Origin of the sequence: Citrobacter sp. RHB35-C17 (assembly GCF_013816795.1) — a bacterium.
GTDB lineage: Bacteria > Pseudomonadota > Gammaproteobacteria > Enterobacterales > Enterobacteriaceae > Citrobacter_A > Citrobacter_A amalonaticus.
The window spans coordinates 871,155-885,890 of the sequence record NZ_CP057150.1 but is presented as its reverse complement, the minus strand read 5'-3'; the positions used below and the strand labels follow the sequence as shown (position 1 = coordinate 885,890).

The window sequence follows — 14,736 nt, the reverse complement described above, 5'->3', positions numbered from 1 at the left end:
GAGCCGAACAAATATGCCTTTTACACTTGGTCAACGCTGGATCAGCGATACAGAAAGCGAACTGGGACTTGGAACCGTTGTCGCCATGGATGCGCGCACCGTCACTTTGCTTTTCCCCTCCACCGGTGAAAACCGTCTGTATGCGCGCAGTGACTCCCCCGTGACCCGCGTGATGTTCAACCCTGGCGATACCATTACCAGCCATGAAGGCTGGCAGCTGCAAATCGATGAAGTAAAAGAAGAAAATGGTTTGCTTGCCTACATTGGTACCCGTCTTGATACCGAAGAAGCCGGCGTCACACTGCGTGAAGTCCTGCTCGACAGCAAACTGGCGTTCAGCAAACCGCAGGATCGCTTGTTTGCTGGTCAGATTGACCGCATGGATCGGTTTGCGCTGCGCTACCGCGCACGTAAATTTCAAAGTGAACAGTACCGCATGCCATGGAGCGGTCTGCGCGGCCAGCGCACCAGCCTGATCCCTCATCAGCTCAACATCGCCCACGATGTGGGTCGCCGTCATGCGCCGCGCGTACTGCTGGCAGATGAAGTGGGTCTGGGCAAAACCATTGAAGCCGGGATGATCCTGCATCAACAACTGCTTTCTGGCGCGGCAGAACGCGTGCTGATTATTGTGCCAGAAACCTTGCAGCATCAGTGGCTGGTCGAAATGCTGCGCCGTTTCAATCTACGTTTCGCCCTGTTTGACGACGAACGCTACGCCGAAGCGCAACACGATGCGTTTAACCCGTTCGAAACCGAACAACTGGTGATCTGTTCTCTGGACTTCGCCCGCCGTAACAAGCAGCGTCTGGAACACCTGTGCGATGCCGAGTGGGATCTGCTGGTTGTCGATGAAGCCCACCACCTCGTCTGGAGCGAAGAGGCGCCGAGCCGTGAATATGTGGCGATAGAACAACTGGCGGAACGCGTGCCAGGCGTACTGTTGCTGACCGCCACCCCGGAACAACTGGGTATGGAAAGCCACTTTGCGCGTCTGCGCCTGCTGGATCCCAACCGTTTCCACGATTTCGCACAGTTTGTTGAAGAGCAGAAAAATTATCGCCCGGTTGCCGACGCCGTCGCTATGCTGCTGGCCGGTAACAAGCTCAGCAATGAAGAGCTCAACATGCTGGGCGAACTGATTGGCGAGCAGGATATTGAACCGCTGCTGCAAACGGCAAACAGCGACCGCGACGGTGCGCAGAACGCACGTCAGGAGCTGGTTTCCATGCTGATGGACCGCCACGGCACCAGCCGCGTGCTGTTCCGTAACACCCGTAACGGCGTAAAAGGCTTCCCGAAACGCGAACTGCACACCATTAAGCTGCCGCTGCCGACGCAGTATCAGACTGCCATTAAAGTGTCCGGCATCATGGGTGCCCGCAAAAACGCCGAAGACAGAGCGCGTGACATGCTCTATCCGGAACAGATTTATCAGGAATTTGAAGGGGATACCGGCACCTGGTGGAACTTCGACCCACGCGTTGAGTGGCTGATGGGCTACCTGACCAGCCATCGCTCACAGAAAGTGCTGGTGATCTGTGCGAAGGCGGCAACCGCCCTGCAGCTGGAGCAAGTGCTGCGCGAGCGCGAAGGTATCCGCGCGGCGGTCTTCCACGAAGGGATGTCGATTATCGAACGTGACCGCGCCGCCGCCTGGTTCGGCGAAGAGGACAGCGGTGCACAGGTGCTGCTGTGTTCAGAAATCGGCTCGGAAGGTCGTAACTTCCAGTTTGCCAGCAACCTGGTGATGTTCGACCTGCCATTTAACCCGGACCTGCTTGAACAGCGTATTGGTCGTCTCGACCGCATCGGCCAGGCGCACGATATCCAAATCCATGTCCCGTATTTAGAGAAAACCGCCCAGTCGGTGCTGGTTCGCTGGTATCACGAAGGTCTGGATGCGTTCGAACATACCTGCCCGACCGGTCGTGCTATTTATGACACGGTTTACAGCAACCTGATTAACTACCTGGCGGCGCCCGAAGAGACCGATGGCTTTGAGGATCTGATCAAAAGCTGTCGCGAACAACACGAAGCGCTGAAAGCGCAGCTGGAACAGGGCCGCGACCGTCTGCTGGAGATCCACTCCAACGGCGGCGAAAAAGCGCAGCAACTGGCCGAAAGTATTGAAGAGCAGGACGACGACACCAGCCTTATCGCCTTTGCCATGAACCTGTTTGATATCGTGGGGATTAACCAGGACGATCGCGGTGAAAACCTGATTGTGTTGACCCCATCCGATCACATGCTGGTGCCGGACTTCCCGGGGCTGCCGGAAGACGGTTGTACCATTACCTTTGAACGTGACGTGGCGCTGTCGCGTGAAGACGCGCAGTTTATTACCTGGGAACATCCGCTGATCCGTAACGGGCTGGATCTGATCCTCTCTGGTGATACCGGTAGCAGTACCATTTCCTTGTTGAAGAATAAGGCGCTGCCGGTCGGTACGCTGCTTCTGGAACTGGTATACGTTGTGGAAGCCCAGGCACCGAAGCAGTTGCAGCTTAACCGCTTCCTGCCGCCGACGCCGGTGCGCATGCTGCTGGATAAAAACGGCAACAACCTCGCGGCGCAGGTGGAGTTTGAAACCTTCAACCGCCAGTTGAGTGCCGTAAACCGCCACACCGGCAGCAAACTGGTTAATGCGGTGCAGCAGGATGTTCATGCGATTCTGCAACTGGGTGAAGCGCAGGTTGAGAAGTCCGCCCGCGCCCTGATTGACGCGGCGCGTAATGAAGCGGATGAAAAACTGTCTGCTGAACTGTCGCGCCTGGAAGCGCTGCGCGCCGTCAACCCGAACATTCGTGATGATGAACTCGCGGCCATTGAAAGCAACCGTCAACAGGTGCTGGAAAGCCTGAATCAGGCAGGATGGCGTCTGGATGCGCTTCGTCTTATCGTCGTCACGCATCAGTAACGGAGTCAAATATGGCGATGGAAAACTACAATCCGCCGCAGGATCCCTGGCTGGTGATCCTGTATCAGGATGAGCACATTATGGTGGTCAACAAGCCAAGCGGCCTGTTATCCGTGCCGGGGCGTCTTGAGGAACACAAAGACAGCGTGATGACGCGTATCCAACGCGACTATCCACAGGCTGAATCTGTGCATCGTCTGGATATGGCAACCAGCGGCGTAATTGTAGTGGCCCTCACCAAGGCGGCAGAGCGAGAGTTGAAGCGTCAGTTTCGCGAGCGCGAGCCGAAAAAACAGTATGTGGCGCGGGTATGGGGACATCCTGCGCCCGCAGAGGGACTGGTGGATTTACCGCTCATCTGCGACTGGCCGAATCGTCCGAAACAGAAAGTGTGTTATGAAACCGGCAAAGCGGCGCAAACCGAATATGAAGTGGTGGAGTGTGCGGCAGATAACACCGCGCGAGTAGTGTTGAAGCCCATCACCGGACGTTCACACCAACTGCGCGTACATATGCTGGCGTTAGGCCACCCCATTCTCGGCGACCGTTTTTATGCCCCGCCAGAGGCGCTGGCGATGGCCCCCCGACTGCAACTGCATGCCGAGATGCTGACCATCACCCATCCCGCATACGGCAATAGCATGACGTTTAAAGCGCCAGCGGATTTTTAATCTTATAACGTAGCCCCTTTGAATTACGCTCGCGAATAGACACAAATCATTCGAGATGCATCGAGGCGGCAAGCGAAGAAATCCCCAGGAGCATAGATAACTATGTGACTGGGGTTTCACAGCGCGGCCAACAAAGAGGCAGCTTGAAGGATGCCGTGTATATTTATTTAAAGCCTTTCTGCTCTTTGATCAGCTCGTAAGCCTTCTGAATTTCCTGCGCTTTTTGCTTCGCCATTTCCATCATTTCCGGCGGCAGACCTTTCGCCACCAGCTTATCCGGATGGTGCTCGCTCATCTGCTTACGATAAGCACGTTTAATGGTAGTCGCATCGTCGGTAGGTTTAACCCCGAGGACGTTGCAGGCGTCCTCCAGCGTCGGGCCGCGTTGCGCCTGCTGCCAGCCACCGCCGCCGGACTGCTGCTGATAACCACCGCCAAACTGGGCACCCCCTTGCATCATGCGCAGGAACTGATCGAACTGAGTGCGGGAAATGCCCAACTCTTCGGCAATCACATACAGCACTTCACGCTCGTTGGGATGCAGTGAACCATCGGCAAACGCCGCCTGAATCTGAATTTCAAGAAACATGCGAATAAGATCGAAGCGACCAAAACAGACGCTACGAAACTGGCGCATTTTTTCACGTAACGGGTAATTATCTGATTTTCCGATACGAAACGCATTTTGCGCAGCCGATCGCGATTCACCGTGCAAATTCATCCTGTCCATCAGCACATTGGCGACATGGATATCGGCTTCGGTAACCCGTCCTTTCGATTTGGTTAAGTGCCCCATCACCTCAAAGGTGGTGGCAAAAAACAGCGCCTGACGCTCACGCTGGTTGGCAAACCACGCCATTTTGCGGCTGCGGGCTTTGTCGAACATGTGGCCAACCAACAGCCCCAGCACCACGCCCCAAAAGCCGCCGCCCATGAGCAGAGCCACGGCCACGCCAATTATTTTTCCCCAGTACTGCATAGACTCCCCAATTTGTCTCACTCTCGGTGAGGCCAGGTCCCACAAAATAAGCGGCTTTTTACGATCTTTCGGCTACGGTCAATTGTGGGACATCGCCTATAATTTGCATTATCATACCTGTCATTCACAGCCGTGACTAACACCACAGACGCTATAGCGGCAGGATTAACACTAGCGCTACGAACATGAGTAAGTTAGGCTGTGGCGGTTTGTCACGCGCGACGCTACTGATGATGGAACAATAAAATACAACGTATGAAAAAACGTATTCCCACCCTCCTGGCCACCATGATTGCCACTGCCCTTTACAGTCAACAGGGTCTGGCAGCCAGTCTCGCCTCACAATGTATGTTAGGCGTGCCAAGCTATGACCGTCCTCTGGTGCAGGGCGAGACAAATGAACTCCCCGTCACGATTAATGCCGATCATGCGAAAGGAAATTATCCTGACGACGCGGTGTTTACCGGCAATGTGGATATCATGCAGGGCAACAGCCGTCTGCAGGCCGACGAGGTGCAGCTTCATCAGAAAGAGGCTCAGGGTCAGCCTGAGCCTGTACGTACCGTCGATGCGCTCGGCAACGTCCATTACGATGACAACCAGGTTATCCTGAAAGGACCGAAGGGCTGGGCGAACCTCAACACCAAAGACACCAACGTCTGGGAAGGCGACTACCAGATGGTGGGCCGTCAGGGCCGCGGTAAAGCGGATCTGATGAAACAGCGCGGCGAAAACCGCTATACCATTCTTGAGAACGGGAGTTTCACCTCCTGTCTGCCAGGTTCTGATACCTGGAGTGTCGTCGGTAGCGAAGTGATCCATGACCGTGAAGAACAGGTCGCTGAAATCTGGAACGCCCGCTTTAAGCTGGGTCCGGTTCCTGTCTTTTACAGTCCGTATTTGCAATTGCCGGTCGGGGATAAACGCCGCTCCGGTTTCCTGATCCCCAATGCCAAGTACACGACAAAGAACTATTTTGAGTTCTATCTGCCGTATTACTGGAACATTGCGCCAAACATGGATGCGACCCTGACGCCGCACTATATGCACCGTCGCGGCGGCGTAATGTGGGAGAACGAATTCCGCTACCTGAGCCAGGCAGGCGCCGGTATTATGGAATTCGACTATCTGAACTCCGATCGCGTCTACGACGATGAGCATCCGAACGATGACAACTCGCGCCGCTGGCTGTTTTACTGGCGACATGCGGGGGTGATGGATCAGGTGTGGCGTTTCAACGTCGACTACACCAAAGTGAGCGACTCCAGCTACTTTAATGATTTCGATAACAAGTACGGTTCAAGTACCGACGGTTACGCGACGCAGAAATTCAGCGTCGGCTATGCGGTGCAGAACTTTGACGCCACTGTCTCAACCAAACAGTTCCAGGTGTTCAGCGATCAAAACACCAGCAGTTATTCCGCTGAACCACAATTAGACGTCAACTTCTATCAGAACGACCTGGGTCCGTTTGATACCCGTATTTATGGCCAGGCCGTGCATTTTGTGAATACCAAAGACAACATGCCGGAAGCGACGCGCCTGCACCTGGAGCCGACTGTCAGCCTGCCGTTGTCAAACCAGTGGGGCAGCATCAACACCGAAGCGAAACTGCTGGCAACCCATTATCAGCAAACCAATCTGGACTGGTATAACAACCGTAATACCACTCAGTTGGATGATACCGCCAACCGTGTGATGCCGCAGTTCAAAGTCGACGGCAAGATGGTGTTTGAACGGGATATGAACATGCTCGCGCCGGGTTATACCCAGACGCTGGAGCCGCGCGCGCAGTATCTGTACGTGCCGTATCGCGACCAGAGCAACATCTACAACTACGACTCTTCCCTGCTGCAATCTGACTATACCGGCCTGTTCCGTGACCGCAGCTATGGCGGTCTGGACCGCATTGCCTCCGCCAACCAGGTCACGACGGGCGTCACATCTCGCATATATGATGAGACAGCGGTTGAACGTTTTAACGTTTCTGTTGGTCAAATCTACTATTTCACGGAGTCTCGCACTGGCGATGACAACATCCAATGGGAGAACGATGACCAGACAGGTTCATTAGTATGGGCGGGTGACACCTACTGGCGTATTTCGGATCGTTGGGGCCTGCGTGGCGGTATTCAGTATGACACCCGTCTGGATAGCGTCGCCACCAGCAGTTCCAGTATCGAATATCGTCGTGATGAAGACCGTCTGGTTCAGTTGAACTACCGTTACGCCAGCCCGGAGTATATTCAGGCGACATTGCCAGCAAGATATTCCACGGCAGAGCAGTACAAAAACGGGATTAGCCAGATCGGTACCGTCGCCAGTTGGCCGATTGCCGATCGCTGGTCGATTGTGGGTGCCTACTACTTCGACACTAACGTGAATAAACCCGCCGACCAGATGTTAGGTGTGCAGTACAACTCCTGCTGTTATGCGATCCGCGTCGGTTACGAGCGTAAGCTGAACGGTTGGGATAGCGATAAAGAACACGCGGTGTATGACAACGTGATTGGCTTTAACATTGAACTTCGTGGTCTGAGTTCCAACTATGGTCTCGGCACGAGCGAGATGTTACGTTCCAACATTTTGCCGTATCAAAACTCTTTGTGATCTGATTGATTTACCACGTAATCCGCAGTGCGGTTAATTGAAATGGAAAAAGTATGAAGAACTGGAAAACGCTGCTTCTCGGTATCGCCATGATCGCGAATACCAGTTTCGCTGCCCCGCAGGTAGTCGATAAAGTCGCAGCCGTCGTAAATAACGGTGTGGTACTGGAAAGCGACGTTGATGGCCTGATGCAGTCTGTCAAATTGAACGCCAACCAGGCAGGTCAACAGCTTCCGGACGACGCTACACTGCGTCATCAGATCCTGGAACGTCTGATCATGGATCAGATTGTCCTGCAGATGGGTCAGAAGATGGGCGTAAAAATCTCTGACGAACAGCTTGATCAGGCGATTGCCAATATCGCTAAACAGAACAACATGACGCTGGACCAGATGCGAAGCCGTCTGGCTTACGATGGTCTGAGCTACTCAACCTACCGTAATCAGATCCGTAAAGAGATGACCATCTCTGAAGTGCGTAACAACGAAGTGCGCCGCCGCGTGACGATCCTGCCGCAGGAAGTGGATGCGCTGGCGCAGCAGGTTGGCAATCAAAATGATGCCAGTACGGAGCTGAACCTGAGTCACATCCTGATCCCACTGCCGGAAAACCCAACGTCTGACCAGGTGAACGAAGCAGAATCTCAGGCGCGTTCCATTGTCGATCAAGCCCGTAACGGCAGCGACTTCGGCAAACTGGCGATCACCTACTCTGCTGACCAGCAGGCGCTGAAAGGCGGCCAGATGGGTTGGGGTCGTATTCAGGAACTGCCAGGCATTTTTGCTCAGGCGCTGAGTACCGCGAAGAAAGGCGACATCGTTGGCCCGATTCGTTCAGGTGTCGGCTTCCATATCCTGAAAGTGAATGATATGCGCGGCCAGAGCCAGAGCATCTCCGTGACCGAAGTTCATGCCCGCCATATTCTGTTGAAGCCGTCGCCGATCATGACCGATCAGCAGGCGCGTCTGAAGCTTGAGCAAATCGCCGCTGATATTAAGAGCGGTAAAACCACCTTTGCTGCCGCAGCGAAAGAGTTTTCTCAGGATCCCGGCTCGGCTAACCAGGGCGGCGATCTGGGCTGGGCGGCTGCGGACATTTTCGATCCGGCATTCCGTGATGCGTTAACCCGCATGAACAAAGGCCAGATGAGCGCACCGGTGCACTCCTCTTTCGGTTGGCACCTGATCGAACTGCTGGATACGCGTAACGTCGATAAAACCGACGCCGCGCAGAAAGATCGCGCTTACCGTATGCTGATGAACCGGAAGTTCTCAGAAGAAGCAGCAACCTGGATGCAGGAACAACGCGCCAGCGCTTACGTTAAAATCCTGAGCAATTAATGACGGTTGCTCAACGCGTAGTGATCACTCCCGGCGAACCCGCCGGGATTGGTCCGGATCTCGTCGTTCAACTTGCCCAGCGCGACTGGCCGGTTGAACTGGTGGTCTGTGCCGATGCCACGGTATTGACTGACCGGGCAGCAATGCTCGGTCTTCCCCTCACGTTACGCCCTTACTCCCCGCAAAGGCCTGCTAAACCGCAGACTGCCGGCACGCTTACGCTGTTACCGGTCGCGCTTCGTGCGCCCGTCGTTCCTGGGCAGTTGGCCGTGGAGAATGGCGAGTATGTGGTGCAGACGCTGGCCCGTGCCTGTGACGGTTGTGTAGAGGGTGAATTTGCGGCGCTGATTACGGGCCCTGTGCATAAGGGCGTTATCAACGACGCGGGCGTGCCTTTCACCGGTCACACCGAGTTTTTTGAAGAGCGCTCACAGGCGAAAAAAGTGGTGATGATGCTGGCGACGGAGGAGTTACGCGTCGCACTGGCAACGACCCATCTGCCGCTGCGTGATGTCGCCGATGCCATTACACCAGCACTGCTGCACGAAGTGATTGGCATTCTGCATCACGATCTGCGCACCAAATTTGGCGTGGACGATCCGCACGTGCTGGTCTGTGGTCTGAATCCGCATGCCGGTGAAGGGGGGCATATGGGCAGCGAGGAGATCGACACGATCGTTCCGGTGCTCGATACGCTCCGCGCGCAGGGGATGAAGTTGACAGGTCCATTACCCGCCGACACGTTGTTTCAGGCCAAATATCTGCAACATGCTGATGCGGTGCTGGCGATGTACCACGATCAGGGTCTCCCCGTGCTAAAATACCAGGGATTTGGTCGCGGCGTGAATATTACGCTGGGCCTGCCTTTTATTCGTACCTCGGTGGATCACGGTACCGCGCTTGAACTGGCGGGCCGGGGTGAAGCTGATGTCGGCAGTTTTATTACGGCGCTTAATCTCGCCATCAAAATGATTGTTAATACCCAATGAATAATCGAGTCCATCAGGGCCACTTAGCCCGTAAACGCTTCGGGCAAAACTTCCTCAACGATCAGTTTGTGATCGACAGCATTGTCTCCGCCATTAACCCGCAGAAGGGTCAGGCGATGGTCGAAATCGGCCCCGGTCTGGCTGCGTTGACGGAGCCGGTTGGCGAACGTCTGGATGCGCTGACGGTCATTGAACTGGACCGCGATCTGGCCGCGCGTCTGCAAACGCATCCCTTCCTGGGCCCCAAGCTGACTATCTATCAGCAGGACGCCATGACCATGAATTTCGGCGAATTGTCTGAAAAGATGGGTCAACCGCTACGCGTGTTCGGTAACCTGCCTTATAACATCTCTACGCCGCTGATGTTCCACCTGTTTAGCTATACTGATGCCATTGCCGATATGCACTTTATGTTGCAAAAAGAGGTGGTGAATCGTCTGGTTGCAGGACCAAACAGTAAGGCGTATGGTCGCTTAAGCGTCATGGCGCAATATTATTGCAACGTGATCCCGGTGCTTGAAGTGCCGCCGTCCGCCTTCACGCCGCCGCCAAAAGTCGATTCCGCCGTGGTGCGCCTGGTGCCGCACACTACGATGCCCTATCCGGTCAACGATATTCGCCTGTTGAGCCGCATCACCACAGAAGCGTTCAACCAGCGCCGTAAAACGATTCGTAACAGCCTCGGCAATCTGTTCAGCGTTGAGGTCTTGACGGAACTGGGTATTGACCCGGCAATGCGAGCGGAAAATATCTCTGTCGCGCAGTACTGCCAGATGGCGAACTATCTGTCAGAACACGCGCCATCGAAGGAGAGTTAAGCATGATCAATTCGCCCCGAGTGTGTATTCAGGTCCAAAGCGTCTATATCGAGGCGCAATCCTCACCTGAAGATGACCGTTACGTTTTTGCCTACACCGTAACCATCCGCAATCTGGGGCGAGCGCCCGTGCAGCTACTGGGACGCTATTGGTTGATCACCAACGGTCATGGCCGAGAAACTGAAGTCCAGGGAGAAGGTGTGGTTGGCGTTCAGCCGCACATTGAGCCTGGCGAAGAGTACCAGTACACCAGCGGCGCTGTTATCGAAACGCCGCTGGGCACGATGCAGGGTCATTACGAAATGATTGATGAGAACGGCGTCGCCTTTACCATCGATATTCCGGTTTTCCGACTCGCCGTTTCCACTCTCATTCACTAAAACAATAGCTATGGCAACATACCTTATTGGCGACGTTCACGGTTGCTACGACGAACTGATCGCATTGCTACAACAAGTCAATTTTACCCCTGAAAGCGATACCCTGTGGCTGACGGGGGATCTGGTTGCCCGTGGCCCAGGTTCACTGGACGTGCTGCGTTATGTGAAATCACTCGGTGACTGCGTGCGCCTGGTGCTGGGTAATCACGACCTGCATCTGCTGGCGGTCTTCGCCGGTATCAGTCGTAACAAACCGAAAGACCGCCTGAGTCCGCTGCTGGAAGCGCCGGACGCAGACGAACTGCTCAACTGGCTGCGTCGCCAACCGCTGTTGCAGATAGATGAAGAGAAAAAACTGGTGATGGCGCATGCGGGTATCACACCGCAGTGGGATTTGCAGACTGCCAAAGACTGCGCGCGCGATGTTGAAGCGGTGCTGTCGAGTGACTCTTACCCCTTCTTCCTCGACGCCATGTATGGCGACATGCCAAATAACTGGACGCCGGAACTGACCGGACTGGCACGCCTGCGCTTTATCACCAACGCCTTTACCCGGATGCGTTACTGCTTCCCGAACGGGCAACTGGATATGTACAGCAAAGAGTCCCCGGAGGATGCCCCGGCGCCGTTGAAACCGTGGTTTGCCATTCCCGGACCGGTCAGCGAAGCCTACAGCATTGCGTTTGGTCACTGGGCGTCTCTGGAAGGAAAAGGAACGCCGGAGGGAATCTATGCGCTGGATACCGGGTGTTGCTGGGGAGGAAATTTAACCTGCCTGCGCTGGGAAGATAAGCAGTACTTTGTGCAGCCGTCAAACCGGCAGATGGATCTGAATGAAGGCGAAGCCGTTAACGCCTGATCTGTTTGCCTGATGGCGCTACGCTTATCCGGCCTACAAACCATCTCGTAGGCCGGATAAGACGCTAAGCGTCGCCATCCGGCACTCATCGCTTAGCGACGTTCCAGAATTTCGAAGCAATAGCTGTGTGAATTCTGCCCGTCAGCGTCGTGAAACTCGCTGAACACCGATTCCCAGTCGTCCGGCTCGTAGTCCGGGAAATGCGTATCCCCTTCCACTTCCGCATCAATGTGCGTCAGATACAGTTTCTGCGCTTTAGGCAGGAACTGCTCGTACACACGACCACCGCCAATCACCATAATTTCTGGTGCATCACCACAGGCGGTAATCGCTTCATCAACCGATTTCACCCACTGCACGCGATCGTCAGTACCCGGCTGGCTGCTGATGACGATGTTCTTACGTCCCGGCAACGGTCGGCCGATGGATTCCCAGGTATGGCGTCCCATAACGACAGGTTTATTTAACGTATTACGTTTAAACCAGGCGAGATCCGCAGGCAGATTCCACGGCATGGCGTTTTCCATGCCAATAACGCGATCTACCGCTAACGCAGCAATCAGACTGATCATTGAATATTTCCCGGAGCAAAAAAAATTGTCGCCACTATACGGAAAGAGCAATCTTTCGTCGACTAACGAACAGAAGAAGAGCACGAAAATTTTCCGATCTGCTGGCGAGTCCACGACTTGTCAGTGGACTCCCGGCATTACAGTAGTTCAAAAACAATTGGTTAACAGTAAAGTTTGCAGTACATCACATTTTTGACTTAGGTTGACGGTTTAACTTCTGGCTCATCAGCAACGTCTCCCGTGTGTTTGCCTTCCTCAGTCCCCTGCCAGCCATGACGCTGAATCAACGACAGATGTTCGCGATCCTCGGTGATGATTTCGCTCAGCATCGCGCTGGTCCGTTTATAGACTGCCGCACGGGAGGTGGCATCATCCTCACCTTTCGCCATCTCTTCTACCATTTGCGTATTAAAGCGACGGAACAGGTCCGCACGTTCACGCGCTTCATAGCGGCCAAGCCCAAGACTTTCCAGCGCCAGACGCCCGGTTTTAAGCGCGCCTTCAAACGTTTCACGTTCCGGTTGCTCCACGCCCGCCTGGCGCAAACGAATGTAATGATCGACATCGCGTGCCCGGGCAATAATTTGCAGGTTCGGGAAATGGTCTTTTACCATCTCCGTCAGCTCCAGGTTGGTTTGCGGATCGTCAATGGCATTGATCAGCACTTCCGCTTTCGCCGCCCCGGCGGACTCCAGCAGATCCATCCGCGTCGCATCACCGTAGAACACCTTCATGCCAAATTTACGCAGCGTCTCGATGTGGTCCGGATCGTGATCGAGAACGACCATCTTCACACCGCTGGAGAGCAGTAAACGACCGGTGATCTGCCCGAAGCGGCCAAATCCGGCAATAATCACCCGCGGCTGTTCTTCATCAATTTCATCGGCTTCCCGCTCTTCACCGGAAGCGGATTTCTCCATTCGCGTAAGGATGACCAGGAAAATCGGCGTCGCGGCCATCGACAGTGCCACCGCCAGCGTCAGCGCCTTCGCCCATTGTGGATCGAGCACGTTCGCCATCTGCGCCGCGCCAAAGACCACAAACGCGAACTCACTGCCCTGTCCGAGGAGTACCGCAAACCAGCGGCGCTGCTTATTCGGCACCTGTAAAGGACGGGCAATCAGCCATAGCATCCCGGTTTTAATCACCAGGAAACCGACCAGCAGAATGATGATACGGAGCGGATTATCGATAAGCGTCCCGAAGTCGATAGACATGCCGACACCGATGAAAAACAGCCCCAGCAGCAGCCCTTTAAACGGCTCGATGTCGCTTTCCAGCGCGTGGCGATACTCAGAGCTTGCCAGCAATACGCCAGCCAGGAACGCCCCCATCGCCATCGATAGCCCAACTTCTTCAAGCAACAGCCCGAAGCCAAAGACCAGAAACAGCGCCACGGCGCTGAAGACTTCGCGCAGGCCAGAACGCGCAACGAAACGCAGCGCCGGGCGGGTCACATAGCGCCCCAGCAGTACCACCAGGACTAACGCACCAGCCACTTTCAGTGCCGACAGGGCGAATGCGCCAAGCGTGGTTGACGCCCCGCTGGTCGCCAGTAGCGGAATCATTGCCACCAGCGGAATCGCCGCGATGTCCTGGAACAGCAGCACAGCAAAGGCGCTGCGTCCCATCTGCGAAACGGTCAGGTTGCGCTCATTCATCGCCTGCATAGCTATCGCCGTGGAGGAGAGCGCCAGCGTCATACCAATCAGTTCCGCCACCTGCCAGCGCAGACCGAGGAACATACAAAACAGACCAATCAGGCCGCCGCAGACCACCATCTGTAGCGCGCCGCCGCCAAACACTGAAGCGCGCAGTTTCCATAGCCGCTGGGGATCAAGCTCCAGGCCAATGACAAACAGCATCAGCACCACGCCGATTTCAGCAAAGTGCAGAATAGATTCGGCATCGGTCACCAGACGTAACCCCCAGGGGCCGATGATGCACCCCGCAATGAGATAACCCAGCACCGAGCCTAAGCCCAACCGGACGGCAATCGGCACGATCAGCGCCGCCGACCCAAGATAAATCAGCGCCTGTATGAGCGTATGGCTATCCATTGTGCGCCTCCTGCCATTCCATCAGTCGTTGCTTGTAATGACGCGCCTGCGCCTGCAGCGTTTCGTCGTCGCAAATAAACGTACAGTGCATTGCAAACGGCGCAAGCCAGTTGAGCCCGCAGTAGATGGCTGTCGCCTGGAGCGGCTGTGAGAGTACGTCAAACCCCGGATGCGAGCCGATATCGAAGTGATTATCGCCGCCGCCAGTAGTCACCGCCCACATGACTTGCTTACCGCGCAGCGCGGTCCCGCCGTGACCATAGGCCCAGCCGTGGGAAAGCACTTTATCCATCCACAGTTTGAGTAGGGGGGGAACGCTGTACCATTGCATGGGATGCTGCCAGACGATCAGGTCAGCGCGAGAAAGCGCCTCTTGTTCCGCAGCGATATCGATATTGAAATCAGGGTAGAGTTCATAGAGAGAACGAACTTCGACGCCTTCCAGCGTCCTTGCCTGCTCAAGCATCCGTTTATTCGCATGCGAATGCTGCGGATAAGGATGCGCATAAATGATAAGAATCATGATTAGCCTGTTATT

12 protein-coding genes are annotated in these 14,736 nt (G+C 55.1%); 8 read left to right on the top strand and 4 right to left on the bottom strand.

The genetic code is table 11. The annotated features are described in order from the left end of the window. Positions 1-13: 13 nt before the first annotated feature. The gene (gene rapA / locus HVZ37_RS04280) at positions 14-2,920 is read left to right on the top strand and encodes an RNA polymerase-associated protein RapA (RefSeq protein WP_044267394.1); all 2,907 of its coding nucleotides are present in this window, start codon (positions 14-16) and stop codon (positions 2,918-2,920) included. An 11-nt stretch (positions 2,921-2,931) separates the two neighbouring features. Then, positions 2,932-3,591, top strand: a complete 660-nt coding sequence (gene rluA / locus HVZ37_RS04275) for a bifunctional tRNA pseudouridine(32) synthase/23S rRNA pseudouridine(746) synthase RluA (RefSeq protein ID WP_104445675.1) — start codon at positions 2,932-2,934, stop codon at positions 3,589-3,591. 163 nt (positions 3,592-3,754) lie between these two features. On the opposite strand, the gene djlA is transcribed toward rluA, so the two are convergent. After that, positions 3,755-4,570 carry a co-chaperone DjlA gene (djlA, locus tag HVZ37_RS04270; protein WP_042997965.1) on the bottom strand — a complete coding sequence of 272 codons (816 nt, stop codon included), beginning with the start codon at positions 4,568-4,570 and terminating at the stop codon, positions 3,755-3,757. Between the two features lie 255 nt (positions 4,571-4,825). Between djlA and lptD the strand changes: the two genes are divergently transcribed. From lptD to apaH, 6 genes are read left to right on the top strand one after another with little or no spacing between them, the layout of a single operon-like run. After that, positions 4,826-7,180, top strand: coding sequence for an LPS assembly protein LptD (lptD, locus tag HVZ37_RS04265; RefSeq protein ID WP_044267389.1), 2,355 nt, complete (start codon positions 4,826-4,828; stop codon positions 7,178-7,180). A gap of 53 nt (positions 7,181-7,233) precedes the next feature. Further along, positions 7,234-8,520 (top strand): peptidylprolyl isomerase SurA, encoded by a 1,287-nt coding sequence (gene surA, locus HVZ37_RS04260; protein WP_042997967.1) that lies wholly within the window; start codon positions 7,234-7,236, stop codon positions 8,518-8,520. After that, positions 8,520-9,509, top strand: coding sequence for a 4-hydroxythreonine-4-phosphate dehydrogenase PdxA (pdxA, locus tag HVZ37_RS04255; protein WP_042997968.1), 990 nt, complete (start codon positions 8,520-8,522; stop codon positions 9,507-9,509). The genes surA and pdxA overlap by 1 nt, the downstream gene beginning before the upstream one ends. After that, positions 9,506-10,327: a 16S rRNA (adenine(1518)-N(6)/adenine(1519)-N(6))-dimethyltransferase RsmA gene (rsmA, locus tag HVZ37_RS04250; protein ID WP_042997969.1), complete on the top strand. Its 822-nt coding sequence runs from the start codon at positions 9,506-9,508 to the stop codon at positions 10,325-10,327. Before pdxA ends, rsmA begins: the two co-directional genes overlap by 4 nt. Before the next feature lie 2 nt (positions 10,328-10,329). Continuing rightward, the gene (apaG, locus tag HVZ37_RS04245) at positions 10,330-10,707 is read left to right on the top strand and encodes a Co2+/Mg2+ efflux protein ApaG (protein ID WP_042997970.1); all 378 of its coding nucleotides are present in this window, start codon (positions 10,330-10,332) and stop codon (positions 10,705-10,707) included. Between the two features lie 10 nt (positions 10,708-10,717). After that, complete coding sequence (gene apaH, locus HVZ37_RS04240; protein WP_042997971.1) at positions 10,718-11,566, top strand: bis(5'-nucleosyl)-tetraphosphatase (symmetrical) ApaH; 849 nt, start codon at positions 10,718-10,720, stop codon at positions 11,564-11,566. A gap of 92 nt (positions 11,567-11,658) precedes the next feature. Here the strand turns inward: apaH and folA are convergent, their stop codons facing one another. The 3 genes from folA to kefF all read right to left on the bottom strand — a co-directional run bounded on the left by folA (position 11,659) and on the right by kefF (position 14,721). Next, on the bottom strand, positions 11,659-12,138 hold the full coding sequence (folA, locus tag HVZ37_RS04235; protein WP_042997972.1) for a type 3 dihydrofolate reductase: 480 nt from the start codon (positions 12,136-12,138) through the stop codon (positions 11,659-11,661). 197 nt (positions 12,139-12,335) lie between these two features. After that, a complete protein-coding gene (gene kefC, locus HVZ37_RS04230; RefSeq protein WP_044255555.1) occupies positions 12,336-14,198 on the bottom strand; it encodes a glutathione-regulated potassium-efflux system protein KefC in 1,863 nt (620 codons plus the stop codon). Continuing rightward, positions 14,191-14,721, bottom strand: a complete 531-nt coding sequence (gene kefF, locus HVZ37_RS04225) for a glutathione-regulated potassium-efflux system oxidoreductase KefF (protein ID WP_044328294.1) — start codon at positions 14,719-14,721, stop codon at positions 14,191-14,193. Before kefF ends, kefC begins: the two co-directional genes overlap by 8 nt. Between the last annotated feature and the right edge of the window lie 15 nt (positions 14,722-14,736).

What these genes read in the sequence shown, in the direction of transcription:
- surA (WP_042997967.1), top strand. Translation starts at nt 7,234, where the DNA reads ATGAAGAACTGGAAAACGCTGCTTCTCGGTATCGCCATGATCGCGAAT.
- apaH (WP_042997971.1), top strand. Translation starts at nt 10,718, where the DNA reads ATGGCAACATACCTTATTGGCGACGTTCACGGTTGCTACGACGAACTG.
- folA (WP_042997972.1), bottom strand. Translation starts at nt 12,138, where the DNA reads ATGATCAGTCTGATTGCTGCGTTAGCGGTAGATCGCGTTATTGGCATG.
- pdxA (WP_042997968.1), top strand. Translation starts at nt 8,520, where the DNA reads ATGACGGTTGCTCAACGCGTAGTGATCACTCCCGGCGAACCCGCCGGG.
- apaG (WP_042997970.1), top strand. Translation starts at nt 10,330, where the DNA reads ATGATCAATTCGCCCCGAGTGTGTATTCAGGTCCAAAGCGTCTATATC.
- lptD (WP_044267389.1), top strand. Translation starts at nt 4,826, where the DNA reads ATGAAAAAACGTATTCCCACCCTCCTGGCCACCATGATTGCCACTGCC.
- djlA (WP_042997965.1), bottom strand. Translation starts at nt 4,570, where the DNA reads ATGCAGTACTGGGGAAAAATAATTGGCGTGGCCGTGGCTCTGCTCATG.
- rapA (WP_044267394.1), top strand. Translation starts at nt 14, where the DNA reads ATGCCTTTTACACTTGGTCAACGCTGGATCAGCGATACAGAAAGCGAA.
- kefF (WP_044328294.1), bottom strand. Translation starts at nt 14,721, where the DNA reads ATGATTCTTATCATTTATGCGCATCCTTATCCGCAGCATTCGCATGCG.
- rluA (WP_104445675.1), top strand. Translation starts at nt 2,932, where the DNA reads ATGGCGATGGAAAACTACAATCCGCCGCAGGATCCCTGGCTGGTGATC.
- kefC (WP_044255555.1), bottom strand. Translation starts at nt 14,198, where the DNA reads ATGGATAGCCATACGCTCATACAGGCGCTGATTTATCTTGGGTCGGCG.
- rsmA (WP_042997969.1), top strand. Translation starts at nt 9,506, where the DNA reads ATGAATAATCGAGTCCATCAGGGCCACTTAGCCCGTAAACGCTTCGGG.